At 64.8% G+C, this 16378-nt stretch carries 18 protein-coding genes; 15 read left to right on the forward strand and 3 right to left on the reverse strand.

Annotation, left to right across the window (positions count from 1 at the left end; translation table 11 throughout):
- A partial coding sequence (locus tag WBB14_RS02660; RefSeq protein ID WP_424238451.1) for an HD domain-containing protein occupies window positions 1-267 on the reverse strand: 267 nt, incomplete at its 3' end.
- A 105-nt stretch (window positions 268-372) separates the two neighbouring features.
- Between WBB14_RS02660 and WBB14_RS02665 the strand changes: the two genes are divergently transcribed.
- Window positions 373-1206: a zinc-dependent peptidase gene (locus WBB14_RS02665; RefSeq protein ID WP_424238452.1), complete on the forward strand. Its 834-nt coding sequence runs from the start codon at window positions 373-375 to the stop codon at window positions 1204-1206.
- Window positions 1203-1712: an NAD(P)H-dependent oxidoreductase gene (locus tag WBB14_RS02670; RefSeq protein ID WP_424238453.1), complete on the forward strand. Its 510-nt coding sequence runs from the start codon at window positions 1203-1205 to the stop codon at window positions 1710-1712. Before WBB14_RS02665 ends, WBB14_RS02670 begins: the two co-directional genes overlap by 4 nt.
- A gap of 111 nt (window positions 1713-1823) precedes the next feature.
- Here the strand turns inward: WBB14_RS02670 and WBB14_RS02675 are convergent, their stop codons facing one another.
- Window positions 1824-2174: a RidA family protein gene (locus WBB14_RS02675; protein ID WP_013392200.1), complete on the reverse strand. Its 351-nt coding sequence runs from the start codon at window positions 2172-2174 to the stop codon at window positions 1824-1826.
- A 72-nt stretch (window positions 2175-2246) separates the two neighbouring features.
- On the reverse strand, window positions 2247-3455 hold the full coding sequence (gene pncB / locus WBB14_RS02680) for a nicotinate phosphoribosyltransferase (RefSeq protein WP_424238454.1): 1209 nt from the start codon (window positions 3453-3455) through the stop codon (window positions 2247-2249).
- A 123-nt stretch (window positions 3456-3578) separates the two neighbouring features.
- On the opposite strand from pncB, the gene fdxA reads away from it, so the two are divergent.
- The 13 genes from fdxA to WBB14_RS02745 form a co-directional block, all read left to right on the forward strand.
- Window positions 3579-3902 (forward strand): ferredoxin FdxA, encoded by a 324-nt coding sequence (gene fdxA, locus WBB14_RS02685; protein WP_424238455.1) that lies wholly within the window; start codon window positions 3579-3581, stop codon window positions 3900-3902.
- Between the two features lie 48 nt (window positions 3903-3950).
- Window positions 3951-4751, forward strand: coding sequence for a ferredoxin--NADP reductase (locus WBB14_RS02690; protein WP_424238456.1), 801 nt, complete (start codon window positions 3951-3953; stop codon window positions 4749-4751).
- Between the two features lie 211 nt (window positions 4752-4962).
- On the forward strand, window positions 4963-6189 hold the full coding sequence (locus WBB14_RS02695; RefSeq protein ID WP_424238457.1) for a polyhydroxyalkanoate depolymerase: 1227 nt from the start codon (window positions 4963-4965) through the stop codon (window positions 6187-6189).
- 174 nt (window positions 6190-6363) lie between these two features.
- A complete protein-coding gene (gene rsxB, locus WBB14_RS02700; RefSeq protein WP_424238458.1) occupies window positions 6364-7008 on the forward strand; it encodes an electron transport complex subunit RsxB in 645 nt (214 codons plus the stop codon).
- Entirely contained in the window at window positions 7005-7640 is a 636-nt protein-coding gene (nth, locus tag WBB14_RS02705; RefSeq protein WP_424238459.1) for an endonuclease III, read from the forward strand. Before rsxB ends, nth begins: the two co-directional genes overlap by 4 nt.
- Before the next feature lie 356 nt (window positions 7641-7996).
- Window positions 7997-8770 carry an ABC transporter ATP-binding protein gene (locus WBB14_RS02710; protein WP_013392193.1) on the forward strand — a complete coding sequence of 258 codons (774 nt, stop codon included), beginning with the start codon at window positions 7997-7999 and terminating at the stop codon, window positions 8768-8770.
- Window positions 8767-9477: an ABC transporter ATP-binding protein gene (locus WBB14_RS02715; protein WP_013392192.1), complete on the forward strand. Its 711-nt coding sequence runs from the start codon at window positions 8767-8769 to the stop codon at window positions 9475-9477. The genes WBB14_RS02710 and WBB14_RS02715 overlap by 4 nt, the downstream gene beginning before the upstream one ends.
- Window positions 9478-9537: 60 nt before the next feature.
- Window positions 9538-10752: an ABC transporter substrate-binding protein gene (locus WBB14_RS02720; RefSeq protein WP_013392191.1), complete on the forward strand. Its 1215-nt coding sequence runs from the start codon at window positions 9538-9540 to the stop codon at window positions 10750-10752.
- A 113-nt stretch (window positions 10753-10865) separates the two neighbouring features.
- The gene (locus WBB14_RS02725; RefSeq protein ID WP_424238460.1) at window positions 10866-11753 is read left to right on the forward strand and encodes a branched-chain amino acid ABC transporter permease; all 888 of its coding nucleotides are present in this window, start codon (window positions 10866-10868) and stop codon (window positions 11751-11753) included.
- Window positions 11750-12733: a branched-chain amino acid ABC transporter permease gene (locus WBB14_RS02730; protein ID WP_424238461.1), complete on the forward strand. Its 984-nt coding sequence runs from the start codon at window positions 11750-11752 to the stop codon at window positions 12731-12733. The genes WBB14_RS02725 and WBB14_RS02730 overlap by 4 nt, the downstream gene beginning before the upstream one ends.
- Window positions 12734-12838: 105 nt before the next feature.
- On the forward strand, window positions 12839-13864 hold the full coding sequence (locus WBB14_RS02735) for an ABC transporter substrate-binding protein (protein ID WP_424238462.1): 1026 nt from the start codon (window positions 12839-12841) through the stop codon (window positions 13862-13864).
- Window positions 13865-13950: 86 nt separating this feature from the next.
- Entirely contained in the window at window positions 13951-14796 is an 846-nt protein-coding gene (locus tag WBB14_RS02740; RefSeq protein WP_424238463.1) for a branched-chain amino acid aminotransferase, read from the forward strand.
- A 71-nt stretch (window positions 14797-14867) separates the two neighbouring features.
- The coding region (locus tag WBB14_RS02745; RefSeq protein WP_424238464.1) for a phosphocholine-specific phospholipase C at window positions 14868-16378 on the forward strand (1511 nt) is incomplete at its 3' end.

The following is a 16378-nucleotide window of genomic DNA, read 5'->3' on the forward strand; positions in this document are numbered from 1 at the left end:
CATCAGGTCAGTCGGCAAGGCCGCCAGCAGGGCTGCGGCGCGGGTGGCGGCATCGGTATGCAGGGCCGCCAGGATGCGGACCACGCCCGCGCCGTGCCCGGCCAGGGGCTCGCCGGTCAGCGCCTGCTGTCCTTCGAAACGCGGCTCGGCCCAGGCCACCGCCTGGTCGATCAGCGCCATGCCATCGGCATCCAGGCCGGCGCCTACCTCCTGGCGCCAGGAAGCGTCGAAAGGCGTAGGCGCGTCGGGAACAGGCGGGGCGGACATGACGGACGTCGAACGGATGTAGTTTGATATCCCGACACTCTACACTAGGGTTTGTAGACACCAAAAGCAGCCGCTAGCCCCGGCATATGGAAGGAACTGAAGCTTATGTTGCGCTGGCTCAAGGGCCGGGGCGCCCGCCCCGCCGCGGTGGCCGAAATGCAGGCCCGCATCTCGCCGGAACTGTGGCAACAGGTACTGGAGGCCCACCCGTTCCTGGCGGCCTTGAACACCGAAGAAGCGGCCCAGCTGCAGGCGCGTTCCGCCTGGCTGCTGGCCAGCAAGAACATCAACGGCGCGCAGGGACTGGAGGTCTCGGATTTCATGCGCCTGAGCATCGCGGCCCAGGCCAGCCTGCCCATCCTCAACCTGGCGCCGGAACTGTATGAAGGCTGGGACGAGATCATCGTATACCCGGCCAGCTTCCGCATCCCGCGTTCGAGCCAGGACGACGACGGCGTGGTGCACGAATACATGGAAGACGCCGCCGGCGAGGCCTGGGAAGGCGGGCCGCTGGTCCTGTCCTGGGAAGACACCCAGCTCTCGGACGGCGGCTTCAACGTGGTCATCCACGAGTTCGCCCACAAGCTGGACCTGCGCTCGGGCTACGCCGACGGCATGCCCTCGCTGGCCGCGCACCCCGAGCTCAAGCCCCAGGCCTGGCGCCGCATCCTGGACGACAGCCTGGACCGCTTCATTGCGGCCGTGGACGCGGTCGAAGCCGCCATCCCGCAGGACGTGGACCCGGAAAGCGAGGCCGCTGACGCCTGGTATGGCCAGCTACCCATGGATCCCTACGCCGCCACCGACGAGGCCGAGTTCTTCGCGGTCAGCTCGGAGCACTTCTTCGTGGACCCCTACCCCATGCACGAAGCGCTGCCGCAATGGTATGGGTTGCTGCGGGCCTACTATCGGCAGGATCCCCTGGAACGCTACGCATGAAACAGCTGCTGATCGTGTGGCATTCGCGCACCGGCGCCGCGCGGCAGATGGCCGAAGCCGCGGCGCGCGGAGCGCTCTCGGCCGCCACACAGCTGGAACAGGCGGCCGATCTGAACGTGCTCCTGCGGCGGGCCGCGGACACGCAGGCCGAGGAGCTACTCGCCAGCCAGGGCTATCTGTTCTGCGCTCCCGAAAACCTGGCGTCGCTGAGCGGCGAGATGAAGGAATTCTTCGACCGCAACTACTACGCGGTGCTGGATCGGATACAAGGGCTGCCCTATGCCTGCGCCATCAGCGCGGGCAGCGATGGCGCGGGCGCGGCGCGTCAGGTGGAACGCATCTGCACCGGCTGGCGGCTCAGCGCGCTGGCGCCGCCGCTCATCGTCAACATGGGTGCGCAGACTGCGCAGCAGATCCTGGCGCCCAAGACCGTGGCCAGCGCGGACCTTGCAAGATGCGAGGAATTGGGCGGCCTGCTGGCCGCGACGCTGCTGCTGGGGCAGTAGCCGGCAGAGCGCGGGGAAGATCTGGCGCGTGCCGGACGCAAAAGTCCGGCACTCAGGGGAATGCCCTGCCAGGCATCAGGCGCCTGCGGCGCCCGACACCGGGAAGCGTCTTCAGACGGCAGCCGTCACGACGATTTCGACCTTGAAATCCGGGTTGGCCAGACGGGCCTCGACGGTGGCGCGCGGGGGCGAGTTGCCGTCGGCGACCCAAGCGTCCCAGGCCTTGTTCATGCCATCGAATTCCTTCATGTTGGCCACGTAGATCTGGGCCATCAGGATCTTGGTCTTGTCGGTGCCGGCTTCGGCCAGCAGGCGGTCGATCGTGGCGAGCACCTGTTCGGTCTGGCCGGTGATGTCCAGCGTGGAATCGTCCGGCACTTGGCCGGCCAGGTACGCGACGCCGTTGTACACGGCCATGTCGGACAGGCGCTTGGCCACGTGGAAGCGCTTGATGCTGCTCATGAATATTCCCCTAGATTCGAGTGGGTTGGGTGGAACTATGCAGAAGAATCCGCAATTTACCCCGAGCCGCCATCAGGCGGGGGGCAACTGGAAAACCTGGCGCAGATAGGCCAGATAGGCCGGATCGTCGCACATGGTCTTTTCCGGCGCATCGGACACCTTGGCCACCGGCTGGCCATTGCAGCGGACCATCTTCATGACGATCTGCAGAGGCTCGTGGCCCAGGTCGTTGGTCAGATTGGTGCCGATGCCGAAGGACACCTTGCAACGGCCGGAGAACTGGCGGGCCAGTTCGATGGCGCGCGGGAATGTCAGTGAATCCGAGAACACCAGCGTCTTGGCGCGCGGATCCACGCGGTTCTTGCGGTAGTGCTCGAGCAGGCGCTCGCCCCAGACGAAGGGATCGCCGGAGTCATGCCGGGCGCCGTCGAACAGCTTGCAGAAATACATGTCGAAATCGCGCAGGAAGGCATCCATGCCGTAGACGTCCGACAGCGCGATGCCCAGGTCGCCACGGTATTCCTTGGCCCAGACCTCCAGCGCGTACACCTGCGAATCGCGCAGCCGCGGCCCCAGCGCCTGGCAGGCCTGCAGGTATTCGTGACCCATCGTGCCCAGCGGCAGGACTTCGTGCTGCTTGGCCAGCAGCACATTGCTGGTGCCGGCGAAATGATCGCCCATCTGCGCCTTCATGGTGGACACGATCTCCTCGTGCCAGACCTTGGAGAAGCGGCGGCGCGTGCCGTATTCAGCCACGCGGAAGTCGGCCAGCGCGGGATCGTCCAGCACCAGGTGCATCTTGGACTGCAGGCGCTTGCGGCCCTCTTCCCAGTCGGGATTCTTGCGTGTGTTGCGGAAGTAGACTTCGTTGACGATGGCCAGCACCGGAATCTCGAACAGGATCGTGTGCAGCCAGGGGCCCTTGACCTCGATGCTGATTTCGCCCGGACCCTCGCCTTCCTCTATATGGATGCAGCGCTCCGGCAGATGGAACAGCTCCAGGAAGTCGATGAAGTCGCTTTTGATAAAGCGCAAGCCGCCCAGATAATTAAGCTCGTCCTCGGTGAAGCGCAGCTGGCATAGCTGGCGTACTTCCTCGCGGATTTCATCCAGGTAGGGACGCAGGTCGACCCCGGGCGTGCGGCATTTGTAACGGTACTCGACCTGGGCAGCGGGAAACTGATGCAGAACCACCTGCATCATGCTGAATTTATACAGATCGGTGTCGAGCAGCGAAGTGATTATCATGGTGGCGCGTTTCGTTTCGCGACACCATAGCATAGAGCCCCCGCCATTAAGGGCGAAGGGCCACTATGTCAATACGGGTATTGCCGGCACATCGGCGCGGCATTGGGTAAAATCCGCCCAACAAGACACAAAAGCCGCCGCTCCCGGAGTTCCTGAATGACCCACGTTGTCACCGAAAACTGTATTAAGTGCAAGTACACCGACTGCGTAGACGTGTGCCCGGTGGACTGTTTTCGTGAGGGTCCGAACTTCCTCGTGATCGACCCTGACGAATGCATCGACTGCGCCGTCTGCATCCCGGAATGCCCGGCCAATGCCATCTACGCCGAAGAAGATGTGCCGCAGGACCAAATGAATTTCATCGCGCTGAACGCCGAACTCTCGCCCGAGTTCGGCAGCATCAGCCGCGCCAAGAAGCCCCTGCCCGACGCCGACGAATGGAACGGCAAGCAGGACAAGCTGCAATACCTGGAAAAATAATCCACGGGGCCGGCCCCAGCCTGGCGGCCGGCCCCGCGCGATGTGCCGATGACCGACGACTCCAAATACACGCGCCAGACCGTAACCCACGTCCACACCTGGGTGCCTGACAAGCTGTTCTCCGTGCGCGTAACGCGCGACGACGCGTATACGTTCCAGCCGGGCCAGTTCGCCCGGGTGGGTCTGCCGGAAGCCGGCGCCGCCAAAGGCGAACCCACGCTGTGGCGCGCCTACTCCATGGTGTCGGCGCCGCACGAACCCTGGCTGGAGTTCTATTCCATCGTGGTCCCCGAAGGCCAGTTCAGCCCGCGCATGGCGCGGCTGCAGCCCGGCGACGACCTCTATGTGGAAAAGACGCCCTACGGCTTCCTGACCCTGGAGCGCTTTGCGCCCGGCGGCGATCTCTGGCTGCTGGCCTCGGGCACCGGCCTGTCGGCGTACCTGTCGATCCTGCGCGACCCCGCCGTCTGGCGCGCCTATCGCCGCATCATCCTGGTGCACGGCGTGCGCACCGCCGCGGAGCTCGCCTACCGCGGCGAAATCGAATCCTGGCGCGCCGAACCGGCCCTGGCCGAGTTTTTCGCCGCTGACCCGCAGAAGCTCGTCTACCTGCCCATCGCCACCCGCGAAGCCCTGCCCGGCATGCCGCAGGAACGCCTGACCACGCTGATCGCTGACGGCCGCCTGGAGCAGTTGGCAGGCCAACCGCTGGATCCGGAACAGGCCAAGATCATGCTTTGCGGCAACCCCGACATGCTGGCGGACGCCCGCAAGCTGCTGGGCGAACGCGGCTTCAAGCCAGGACGCCGGGGCATCCCGGGCAATCTGGCGGTGGAAAACTACTGGTAGTTCTCTCCGTCCGACTTAGTGCATAAACCCTCCCTTTGGTATGACAGCGCGTTGTAAAAAGCGCCCTAAACTGGTGCCTAATGGGTATCGGGTCGCTTTTTAGCAACAGATTTGCTTTTTTTGTCGGCGTTTCTTCAGGCTGTTTAGAAATATCGTTAGTCCCCGGGGCAATAATCGGGGCACACGCACGACCCAGAAGGACTTTTCTCAAATGCTGTATCAATTGCACGAAATGCAGCGCGCCTTCCTGACTCCGTTCGCAGCATTCACGGACGCCGGTTCTCAGCTGTTCTCCAGCCCCTACAGCCCCCTCGCCTATACCCCGATCTCCCGCCAGATGGCGGCCGGGTATGAGCTGATGACCCGTATCGGCAAGGAATACCAGAAGCCTGCCTGGAACCTGCCCACCACGGAAATCAAGGGCAAGTCCGTCCGCGTCATTGAAGGCGTGGCCATGGACAAGCCGTTCTGCCGCCTGCTGCACTTCCAGCGCGACGTCCGCCACGCGGGCCAGGACGATCCCAAGGTCCTGCTGGTCGCGCCGCTGTCCGGCCACCACGCCACCCTGCTGCGCGACACCGTGCGCGCCCTGTTGCCGGCCCACGACGTCTATGTCACGGACTGGGTCGACGCCCGCATGGTGCCGCTGTCGGCCGGCCCGTTCCACCTGAACGACTACGTGCGCTACGTGCAGGACTTCATCCGCCACCTGGGTCCGGACGTGCACGTCATTTCCGTGTGCCAGCCCACGGTGCCGGTGCTGGCCGCCGTCTCGTTGATGGCCTCCGCCAACGATCCTTGCCAGCCGCGCAGCATGGTGATGATGGGCGGGCCCATCGACCCGCGCCAGTCGCCCACGCAGGTGAACCGCCTGGCCACCACCAAGCCCTACTCCTGGTTCGAGAACCAGGTCATCCACCCAGTACCGCCGCGCTATCCGGGCGCCGGTCGCAAGGTCTATCCAGGCTTTCTGCAGCACGCAGGATTCATGGCCATGAATCCCGACCGCCACATGAAGTCGCATTACGACTTCTACCTGGACCTGCTGCGCGGCGACGACAGCGACGCCGAAGCGCACCGCCGCTTCTACGACGAATACAACGCCGTGCTGGACATGCCGGCCGAGTTCTACCTGGACACGATCCGCATGGTGTTCCAGGAATTCCAGCTGCCCAACGGCACCTGGGAAGTGGACGGCAAGCAGGTACGTCCGGCGGACATCAAGAAGGTCGCCCTCCTCACCATCGAAGGCGAGCTGGACGACATTTCCGGCCAAGGCCAGACCCGTGCCGCCATCAAGCTGTGCAAGAACATCCCGGCCGAGCGCAAGACGCACTACACGGCGCCGAACTGTGGCCACTACGGCATTTTCTCCGGCCGCCGCTGGCGCGAAATGATCTGTCCTAAAATTGCCGAATTCATCCGGCAATCTGCGTAGGATGGGTGCTGCGCGAGTCAAGCGGGACTAGAACCCGGACCTCCGACGCGCGCAACCCATCAAACAACGGTGGCTGGAAATGCCACTGTTGTTTGATGGGTTGCGCGCGATCTGCATTTGGGCCCCTGGCTTCTGTCTTTTCGCGCCCCGCCCCACGAGTTCTCCTACACATCCATGTCCTGTCGCTCACTAGCCGACCGCATCGACGCCTTGCTGCCCCAGACGCAATGCACCAAGTGCGGATACACCGGCTGCCGGCCCTATGCCGACGCCATCGCGGACGGCGCCGCCCCGATCAACCGTTGCCCGCCCGGAGGCGATGAAGGCATCGCCGCGCTGGCGGCCCTGCTCGACACCTCCGTCCTGCCCCTGGACGCCACGCGCGGCGAACCCGGGCCGCTGCTGGTCGCGCGCATCGACGAAGCGCATTGCATCGGCTGTACGCTGTGCATCCAGGCCTGTCCGGTGGACGCCATCGTGGGCGCCAACAAGCACATGCACACCGTGCTGACGGACTGGTGCACCGGCTGCGACCTGTGCGTGGCGCCCTGTCCGGTCGACTGCATCCAGATGGTGCCGGCAGGCCGCGCCTGGGGCGCGCAGGATGCCGCCATCGGCCGCCAGCGCCACCGCAGCCACCTGGCGCGGGCCGAACGCCTGGCCGCCGACAACGCACGCTTGATGGCGCCCGAAGCGGCTGCCGCGCCAAGCACTCCCGCTCCCGCCGCCGACGATGCGCGCGACGAGGACCGCAAGCGTTCCGCCATTGAATCCGCGCTGGCCCGCGCCCGGGCCCGCCGCAACCCCACGCAATCATGAACGCAGCCAAACGCCGAGAGATCTTCGCCCGCCTGCAGGCCGCCAACCCGCACCCGACCACCGAACTCGAATACGACACGCCGTTCCATCTGCTGATCGCCGTGCTGCTATCGGCGCAGGCGACCGACAAGTCGGTCAACATCGCCACGCGCAAATTCTTCCCCGCTTACGGCACGCCGCAGGCCCTGCTGGCACTGGGCGAGCAAGGCCTGTCGGACTACATCAAGACGATCGGGCTGTACCGCACCAAGGCGAAGAACACCATCGCCACCTGCAAGATCCTGATCGAACAACATGGCGGCGAAGTGCCGCAGACCCGCGAGGCGCTCGAAGCCCTGCCCGGCGTGGGACGCAAGACCGCCAACGTGGTGCTCAACACCGCGTTCGGACAACCCACGATGGCGGTGGATACGCACATCTTCCGCGTATCGAACCGCACCGGCATCGCGCCCGGCAAGAACGTGCTGGAGGTCGAACAGAAACTCGAAAAGTTCGTGCCGCGCGAATACATGCAGGACGCGCATCACTGGCTGATCCTGCTGGGCCGCTACGTCTGTGTGGCGCGCAAGCCCAAATGCCCTCAATGCGGCATTTCCGACCTCTGCGAATTCAAGCAGAAAACGCCCGCCTGATCAGCGCATGCGCTGATGCGCCGACACGATATCGGCTTGCGGAAAACCGGGTTTTCCCTCGTTATGAAATGCATGACGCGTTGATGACGATCAACGCGTATTTGCTGCAATGCATTTCCATTATGGAAAGGCTCTCTTCCCTTGTAGAGCAAGCATTGTCGGCCTGCCGACAATTGCCCTTGCCGCACTGCAAAACCTATGACAAACCCTCATGGAATTTTGATAAATAGGTGCGCATACTCGCCGGCAACTCATAAGAAAACGGCGATGCTTCGCCAGTTTTCCGGACCCTGCGGGGACCTGGCGCAACGACGGCAGGTGGAGACCGAAATAAATACAACGCCGGTGCAGCGAACATGGACGACACGATCCTGGAGACAAAAGGCCTCACCAAGGAATTCCGCGGATTCGTCGCGGTCAATGGGGTCGATTTGCGTATCAAGCGGGGCGAGATTCATGCCTTGATCGGGCCTAACGGCGCGGGCAAGACCACTTGCTTCAACCTGCTTACCAAGTTTCTCTCTCCCACGTCGGGAACCATCAAGTTCAACGGTATCGACATTACCGGCGAGCGGCCCGCGCAGATCGCGCGGCGCGGCGTGATCCGTTCATTCCAGATCTCGGCAGTGTTCCCGCACCTGACCGTACTGGAGAACGTCCGCATCGGCTTGCAGCGCAAGACCGGCCTGTCGTTCCACTTCTGGAAGAGCGACAAGCAACTGGCCGCGCTGAACGAGCCTGCGCGCGCGCTGCTGGAACAGGTCGACCTGGGCGCCTTCGCCGACGAGACCACCGTAAACCTGCCCTACGGCCGCAAGCGCGCGCTGGAAATCGCCACCACGCTGGCGATGGAACCGGAACTGATGCTGCTGGACGAACCCACGCAGGGCATGGGCCACGAGGACGTGGACCGCGTCACGCAACTGATCAAGCGCGTCAGCGCCGGGCGGACCATCCTGATGGTGGAACACAACATGAATGTCGTGTCCTCCATCGCCAACACCATCACCGTGCTCGCGCGCGGCTCCGTACTGGCCGAAGGATCGTACGCCGAAGTCTCCCGCCATCCGGCCGTGATGCAGGCTTACATGGGCACCACCGAGGGCGAACTTCAAGGAGCGCACGCATGAGCACCCCGGCACTGGAAATTTCGGGCCTGCAGGCCTGGTACGGGGAATCGCATATCCTGCACGGCGTGGATATGCGCGTTGGACAAGGCGAAGTGGTCACGCTGCTCGGACGCAATGGCGCCGGGCGCACCACGACCCTGCGGGCCATCCTGGGCCTAACGGGATCGCGCAAGGGTTCGGTACGCATCCACGGCACCGAAGCCATCGACCTGCCCACCTACAAGATCGCCCACCTGGGCGTGGGCTACTGCCCCGAGGAACGCGGCATCTTCGCCAGCCTGTCTTGCGAAGAAAACCTGCTGCTGCCGCCGGTCGTCGGCTCGCTGGGCGGCGGCATGTCGCTGGCCGAAATCTACGACATGTTCCCCAACCTGCAGGAGCGCCGGAATTCTCCCGGCACGCGCCTGTCGGGCGGCGAACAACAGATGCTGGCCGTGGCGCGCATCCTGCGCACCGGCGCAAACCTGCTGCTGCTCGACGAAATCTCCGAAGGCCTGGCCCCTGTCATCGTGCAGGCGCTGGCGCGCATGATCACGGCGCTGAAGCAGCGCGGCTACACCATCGTCATGGTGGAGCAGAACTTCCGCTTCGCAGCGCCCTTGGCCGACCGCTTCTATGTCATGGAGCACGGCCAGATCGTCGAGCACTTCGAAGCCGCAGAACTTTCAGAAAAACAGGACACGCTCAACGAACTGCTGGGCGTCTAGAACCTGTGTCATCCGCCGGAAATCCGGCAACACTACACCGTAGGGAAGAGGAGTCATCCCATGAAGCTGCACACCATCACTGCTGCACTGGCCATGGCGGGCCTGGGATTTGCTGGGGCAACCGCCCACGCGCAAGGTATCTCCGACGATGTCATCCGCATCGGCTTCATCACTGACATGTCGGGCGTGTATTCCGACATCGACGGCAAGGCCGGTCTGGAAGCCGTCCGCATGGCGATCGAAGATGCGGGCGGTTCGATCAACGGCAAGAAGATCGAAGTCGTGTCGGCCGACCACCAGAACAAGGCCGACGTGGCGTCCGCACGCGTGCGCGAATGGTTCGACGAGCAGAAGGTGGACGTCATCATCGCCGGCACCAACTCGTCGACCAGCCTGGCCATGGCCGGCGTGGCCGCCGCGAAGAAGAAGCCCTTCATGGCGATCGGCGCGGGCGCGTCGGACCTGACCAACGCCCAATGCTCGCCCTATACCGTGCACTATGCCTACGACACCGTGGCCCTGGCGCGCGGCACGGGTTCCGCCGTGGTGAAGGACGGCGGCAAGAGCTGGTTCTTCCTGACCGCGGACTACGCCTTCGGCCACGCGCTGGAACGCGACACCATGGCCGTGGTCAAGGCCGCGGGCGGCGAGGTCAAGGGCCAGGTGCGCGCGCCGCTGGGCGCGTCGGACTTCTCGTCCTTCCTGCTGCAGGCGCAAGCCTCCAAGGCGCAGATCCTGGGCCTGGCCAACGCCGGCGGCGACACCATCAACTCGATCAAGGCCGCCAATGAATTCGGCGTGACCAAGACCATGAAGATGGCCGGCCTGCTGGTCTTCATCAACGACGTGCACGCGCTGGGCCTGCAAGCCACCCAGGGCATGTACCTGACCGACGGCTGGTATTGGGACCAATCCGATGCCTCGCGCGCCTGGTCCAAGAAATTCGAAGCCAAGGTCGGCCGCAAGCCTTCCATGCTGCAGGCGGGCGACTACTCGGCCACGGCTTTCTACCTGAACGCCATCAAGTCCACCGGCACGGACGACGGCGACGCCGTCATGAAGTGGATGAAGTCGAACAAGGTCAACGACTTCTTCGCGCAAGGCGGTTATGTGCGCGAAGACGGCCGCATGATCCACGACATGTACCTGATGCAAGTCAAGACGCCGGCCGAATCCAAGGCTCCGTGGGACTACTACAAGGTCGTGGCGACGCTGCCCGGCGACGAGGTCTACACCAAGTTGTCCGAGTCCACCTGCAAGCTGGTCAAGAAGTAATCCAGCCCAGGTGATTCCAGACGCGACCCGGCGGCGCGAGGCGCCGGGTCACGTCTTGATCGGTCAAGTTTCAACTAACTCGCTTCCATCCGTACGCGCAGGATTTTCACAAGATGACTGACATTTTCGGCATCCCCATACAGGCCTTGTTCGGCCAGCTATTGCTGGGCCTGGTCAACGGCTCCTTCTACGCCATGCTGTCGCTCGGGCTGGCCGTCATCTTCGGGCTGCTGAACGTCATCAACTTCGCGCACGGCGCGCTCTACATGCTGGGCGCATTCGTCGCCTGGATGGGGCTGTCGTACCTGGGATTGAACTACTGGATCATGCTGATCCTGGCGCCGCTGGTCGTCGGACTATTCGGCATCATCATAGAAAAGCTGTTGCTGCGGCATCTGTACAAGCTCGATCACCTGTACGGGCTGCTGCTCACCTTCGGCCTGACGCTGCTCATAGAAGGCCTGTTCCGCAGCTTCTACGGCGTCTCGGGCCAGCCCTACCCCACGCCCGACGCGCTGCGCGGCGCCACCAACCTGGGCTTCATGGTCCTGCCGAACTACCGCGGCTGGGTCGTGGCAGCCTCCCTGGTGGTGTGCCTGGCAACCTGGTTCGTCATTGAGCGCACCCGCCTGGGCGCCCTGCTGCGCGCCGGCACCGAGAACCCGCGGCTGGTGGAGGCCTTCGGCGTGAACGTGCCGCGCATGATCACGCTGACCTATGGCTTCGGCGTGGCGCTGGCAGGCTTTGCCGGCGTGCTGGCCGCGCCCGTGCTGCAGATTTCCCCGCTGATGGGCTCCAACCTCATCATCGTCGTGTTCGCCGTGGTCGTGATCGGGGGCATGGGGTCCATCATGGGCGCCATCGTGACCGGTCTGGGCCTGGGCGTGATCGAAGGACTGACCAAGGTGTTCTGGCCCGAGGCCTCCAGCACGGTCGTGTTCATCATCATGGCCATCGTTCTGTTGATCCGCCCGGCCGGGCTGTTCGGAAAAGAAAAATGAATCGTCAATTCCTGGGCTATGCAGTACTGGCCGTCGTGGTGGCCATACTTCCCTTTGTCGGGGTGTATCCGATCTTCGCCATGAAGATCATGTGCTACGCGCTCTTCGCGTGCGCATTCAACCTGCTGCTGGGTTTCACTGGCCTCTTGTCGTTCGGGCACGCCGCCTTCCTGGGCAGCGCGGCCTACGCGACCGGCCACGCGCTCAAGGTGTGGGGCTTTCCCACCGAGATCGGCCTGCTGTTCGGCGTGGCCGTGGCGGCGCTGCTGGGCCTGGCAATGGGCGCCATCGCCATCCGCCGCAGCGGCATCTACTTCGCCATGATCACCCTGGCCCTGTCCCAGATGGTGTTCTTCTTCTTCCTCCAGGCGAAGTTCACGGGCGGCGAGGACGGCCTGCAAAGCGTGCCGCGCGGCACCCTGTTCGGCCTGATCGACCTGTCCAAGGACCTGAACCTGTACTACGTGGTGATGGCCATCTTCATCCTCGGCTACTTCATCATCTGGCGCACGGTGAACTCGCCCTTCGGCCAGGTGCTGCAGGCGCTGCGCGAGAACGAACCGCGCGCCATCTCGCTGGGCTACGACGTCGACCGCTTCAAGCTGCTGGCCTTCGTGCTGTCGGCCGCGCTGGCCGGTTTGGCGGGCGCCACCAAGACCCTGGTGTTCGTATCGGCCACCTTGTCCGACGCCACCTGGCAGATGTCCGGCCTGGTCATCCTGATGACGCTGATCGGCGGACTGGGCACCTTGACCGGCCCCATCCTCGGCGCCTTCATCGTGGTGCTGCTGGAGAACAAGGTCGGCGACTTCGGCCAGATGATGGCCAGCCTGACCGGCGTGGACTGGTTCCTGCGCCTGGGCGAATCGGTCACCATCGTGATCGGCCTGATCTTCGTGATCTGCGTGCTGGCCTTCCGCCGCGGCATCGTGGGCGAGGCTGGCGCCTTCATCAACCGTCGGCGCGCCGCCCGCGCCTGATCCGGGCAATGCAAGCACGGGGCCGCAATCCGCGGCCCCGTTTCATTTGGCGCGCCGGCTGCCGCCCGTACAATGAACGGCACCCAACCAAACAGGTGCCTGACCATGCGCAACCCGCATCCGCTCGCCCCCGTCCTTGGCGCCCTGGCGCTGGCAGCCGCTCTCCTCCCCGCCGCCGCGACAGCCGCGGATTCCGCCGCTCCCGTCTGCGAAATCAACCGGCCGGTCCGCTTCAGCGGCCTGAACTGGGAATCCAACCTGGTCCTGGCCGGTATCGAACGCTATGTGCTGGAACATGGCTACGGCTGCAAGACCACGGTCGAGATCGGCGAAACCCTGCCCATGCTGGCCGCGTTGCAACGCGGCGACGTCGACGTGACCCCGGAAGTGTGGCCCGGCCAGATCGAAGGCGCATGGAAGAAGGCCCTGGCCAGCGGCAAAGTGCTGGGCGTGGGCCACGTATACGACGCCGGCGAAGGCTGGTACGTGCCGCGCTACACCATTGAACGCCACCCCGGCTTGAAATCCGCGGCCGACCTGGCGCGTTTCAAGGAAGTATTCGCCGACCCCGAGGAGCCCGGTCGCGGCCGCATCTACGGCTGCCCGGCAGGCTGGGCCTGCGGCACCCTGAACGAGAACCTGCTGCGCGCCTTGAAGCTCGAAAAGGACTACGCGATGTTCGCGCCCGGTTCCGGCGCCGCACAGAAGGCCGCCATCGTGTCCGCGTACAAGCGCAAGCGCGACATCGTCTTCTACTACTGGACGCCCACCTCGCTGGTCGGGGCGCTGGACCTGGTGAAGCTGGAGCTGCCCGCCTTCGACCAGGCCGCCTATACCTGCATGACCGATCCCAAGTGCGCCAATCCCGTGGCCACCGAGTTCAAGCCCAATCCCGTGGTCACCGGCGTGAATGCCCAGTTCGCGAAACAGGCGCCGCAGATCGCCGAATTCCTGGGCAAATTGACCGTACCCAGCGACGCCATCGACGCCACGCTGGGCTGGCTGGAAAACGAAGGCAAGGAGCCCGAGGACGCCGCGCGCTATTTCCTCAAGCAGTACGGCGCCGTCTGGCGGCAATGGATGCCGGCGCAGGCGGCCGACCGCGTGCAGGCAGCGCTGGCGCGCGAATGACAGCCGGAACCCGGCCGCCGCCTCATGTATCCTGACGTTTCGGCGCGCCGACAGCGCCAACCCAATTCAAGCGAAGGAAGACAACCATGGATGCCTTGTTCTGGCACAACGGTCACTGGACCACTGAAAACCCCAAACTGCTCGGCCCCGCCGACCACGCCTTCTGGATGGCCAGCATGGTGTTCGACGGCGCGCGCGCCTTCCGCGGCCTGACGCCGGACCTGGACCTGCACTGCCAGCGCGTGGTTCGCTCAGCCGAAAAAATGCTGATGAAGCCGCAGATCGGCTGGGAAGAAATCCAGCAGCTATGCCTGCAGGCGGTCGCGAAATTCCCGCAAGGCACCGAGCTCTACATCAAGCCCATGTTCTATTGCGCCGACGGCTTCCTGCTGCCGGACGCCGACAAGACCCAGTTCGTGCTGCATGTGTTCAAGGTGCCGATGCCGGGCGACCAGGGCTTCTCCGCCTGCTTCTCCAGCTTTGCGCGCTCCTGGCCCAATATGGCGCCGACCGACGCCAAGGCGTCCTGCCTCTACCCCAACGGCCAGCGCGCCATCCGCGAAGCCGCCGAGAAGGGTTTCGACAACGCCATCATGCTGGACGGCGCGGGTAACATCGCCGAATTCGCCACCAGCAACCTGTGGATCGCCAAGGACGGCGTGGTGTCCACGCCGGCCGACAACGGCACCTTCCTGAACGGCATCACGCGCCGCCGCGTGCTGGCCTTGCTGAAGGCCGACGGCGTCGACGTACAGGAGCGCAGCCTGACCCGCGCCGACATCGAGGCAGCCAACGAAGTGTTCTCGTCCGGCAACTACGGCAAGGTGGTGCACGTGAATCGCGTCGAAGACCGCAAGCTCGAATACGGCCCGATGGCCCGCCGCGCGCACAAGCTGTACATGGATTACGCGGAAAGCACCGGCGCGAAGTAGGATCGCCGCTGCCGCCAGCCCACTCCCAGCTGCCCGCCCCGTGCGGGCAGCGTCGTTCTCAGGAATGCCCAATGCAGACCCGACGTGACTTTCTCCGCAGCGGCGCCTCGCTGGCCGGCGCCGGCAGCGCCCTGGCCCTGCTGCCCGCTTCCATCCGTCGCGCGCTCGCGATCCCGGCCGCGCGCCGCACGGGCACGATCCGCGACGTGGAGCACATCGTCATCTTCATGCAGGAGAACCGTTCGTTCGACCATTACTTCGGTGGACTGGCGGGCGTGCGCGGGTTCGGCGACCGCTTTCCCATACCCGTGCCGGACAGCCTCGATGCGCGTCATCGCAGCGTCTGGGCGCAGTACAACGACAAACCCGATGAAGGCGCGCCGCGCACGGTGCTGCCCTTCCACCTGGATACGCACGAGGCTTTCGAGACCATGCGCGTGGCCAGCACGCCGCACACCTGGTCCAACGCCCAGGACGCGTGGGACGCGGGCCGCATGGGCAACTGGCCTGCCGCCAAGAAGAACCATTCGATGGCGTACTTCGCGGCCGAGGACATGCCCTTCCAATACGCCATGGCGCGCGCCTTCACGGTCTGCGACGCCTATCACTGCTCGTTCACCGGCGGCACCAACACCAACCGGCTGTTCGTGTGGACCGGCACCAATGACGGCCTGGGCCGCGGCAATGGTCCGGCCTTGGGCAATACCTACAACAAGCTCACGGGAGGCGATCCGGCGCGCGCCTACACCTGGACGACCTATCCAGAACGCCTGGAGGCGGCGGGCGTCAGCTGGCGCATCTACCAGAACATGGCGGACAACTATTCGTTGAACCCCACCGCCGGGTTCAAGGCCTATCGGGATGCCTATCAAGGCCTGCCCGGGTCGGTAGCCGCGTTGAAGGACAAGGCGCTCACCACCCGCGACCTGGACCTGCTGCGCCAGGACGTGCTGGACGGCGCGCTGCCGCAGGTGTCCTGGATCTGTGCGACCAAGGCCGGCTCCGAGCACCCCAGCCCGTCCAGCCCGGCCCAGGGCGCGGACTACACGGCCCGGGTGCTGGATGCGCTGACGGCCAACCCCGAGGTCTGGAGCAAAACCGTCCTGCTGCTGATGTTCGATGAGAACGACGGCTTCTTCGACCACATGCCCCCGCCCGCGCCGCCCTCGCGCGATGCCTCGGGCGCGCTGGCCGGAGCTTCCACGGCGGATACGCGCGGCGAATATCATGAGATCGTCGCCGGCGCGGAAAAGGACGATACCCCGGCGCATCTGCACGGCGTCTACGGGCTGGGCCCGCGCGTGCCCATGTATGTGCTGTCGCCCTGGACCAAGGGCGGCTGGGTCAACTCGCAGGTGTTCGACCACACGTCGGTGCTGCGTTTCATCGAGCAGCGCTTCGGCGTGGCCGAGCCCAATATCTCGCCCTGGCGCCGTGCCGTCTGCGGCGACCTCACGTCGATTTTCGACTTCGCCGCGCCGGAGGGCGAGGACCTGCCCAGCGGCTTGCCAGCCACGGCCGAACGCGCCGGACTCGCGTCGGCGCTACCGGGCACGGTCACGCCGCCCGCGCCGCTGCAGCC

The organism is Achromobacter sp. (assembly GCF_049647645.1).
GTDB lineage: Bacteria > Pseudomonadota > Gammaproteobacteria > Burkholderiales > Burkholderiaceae_B > Achromobacter.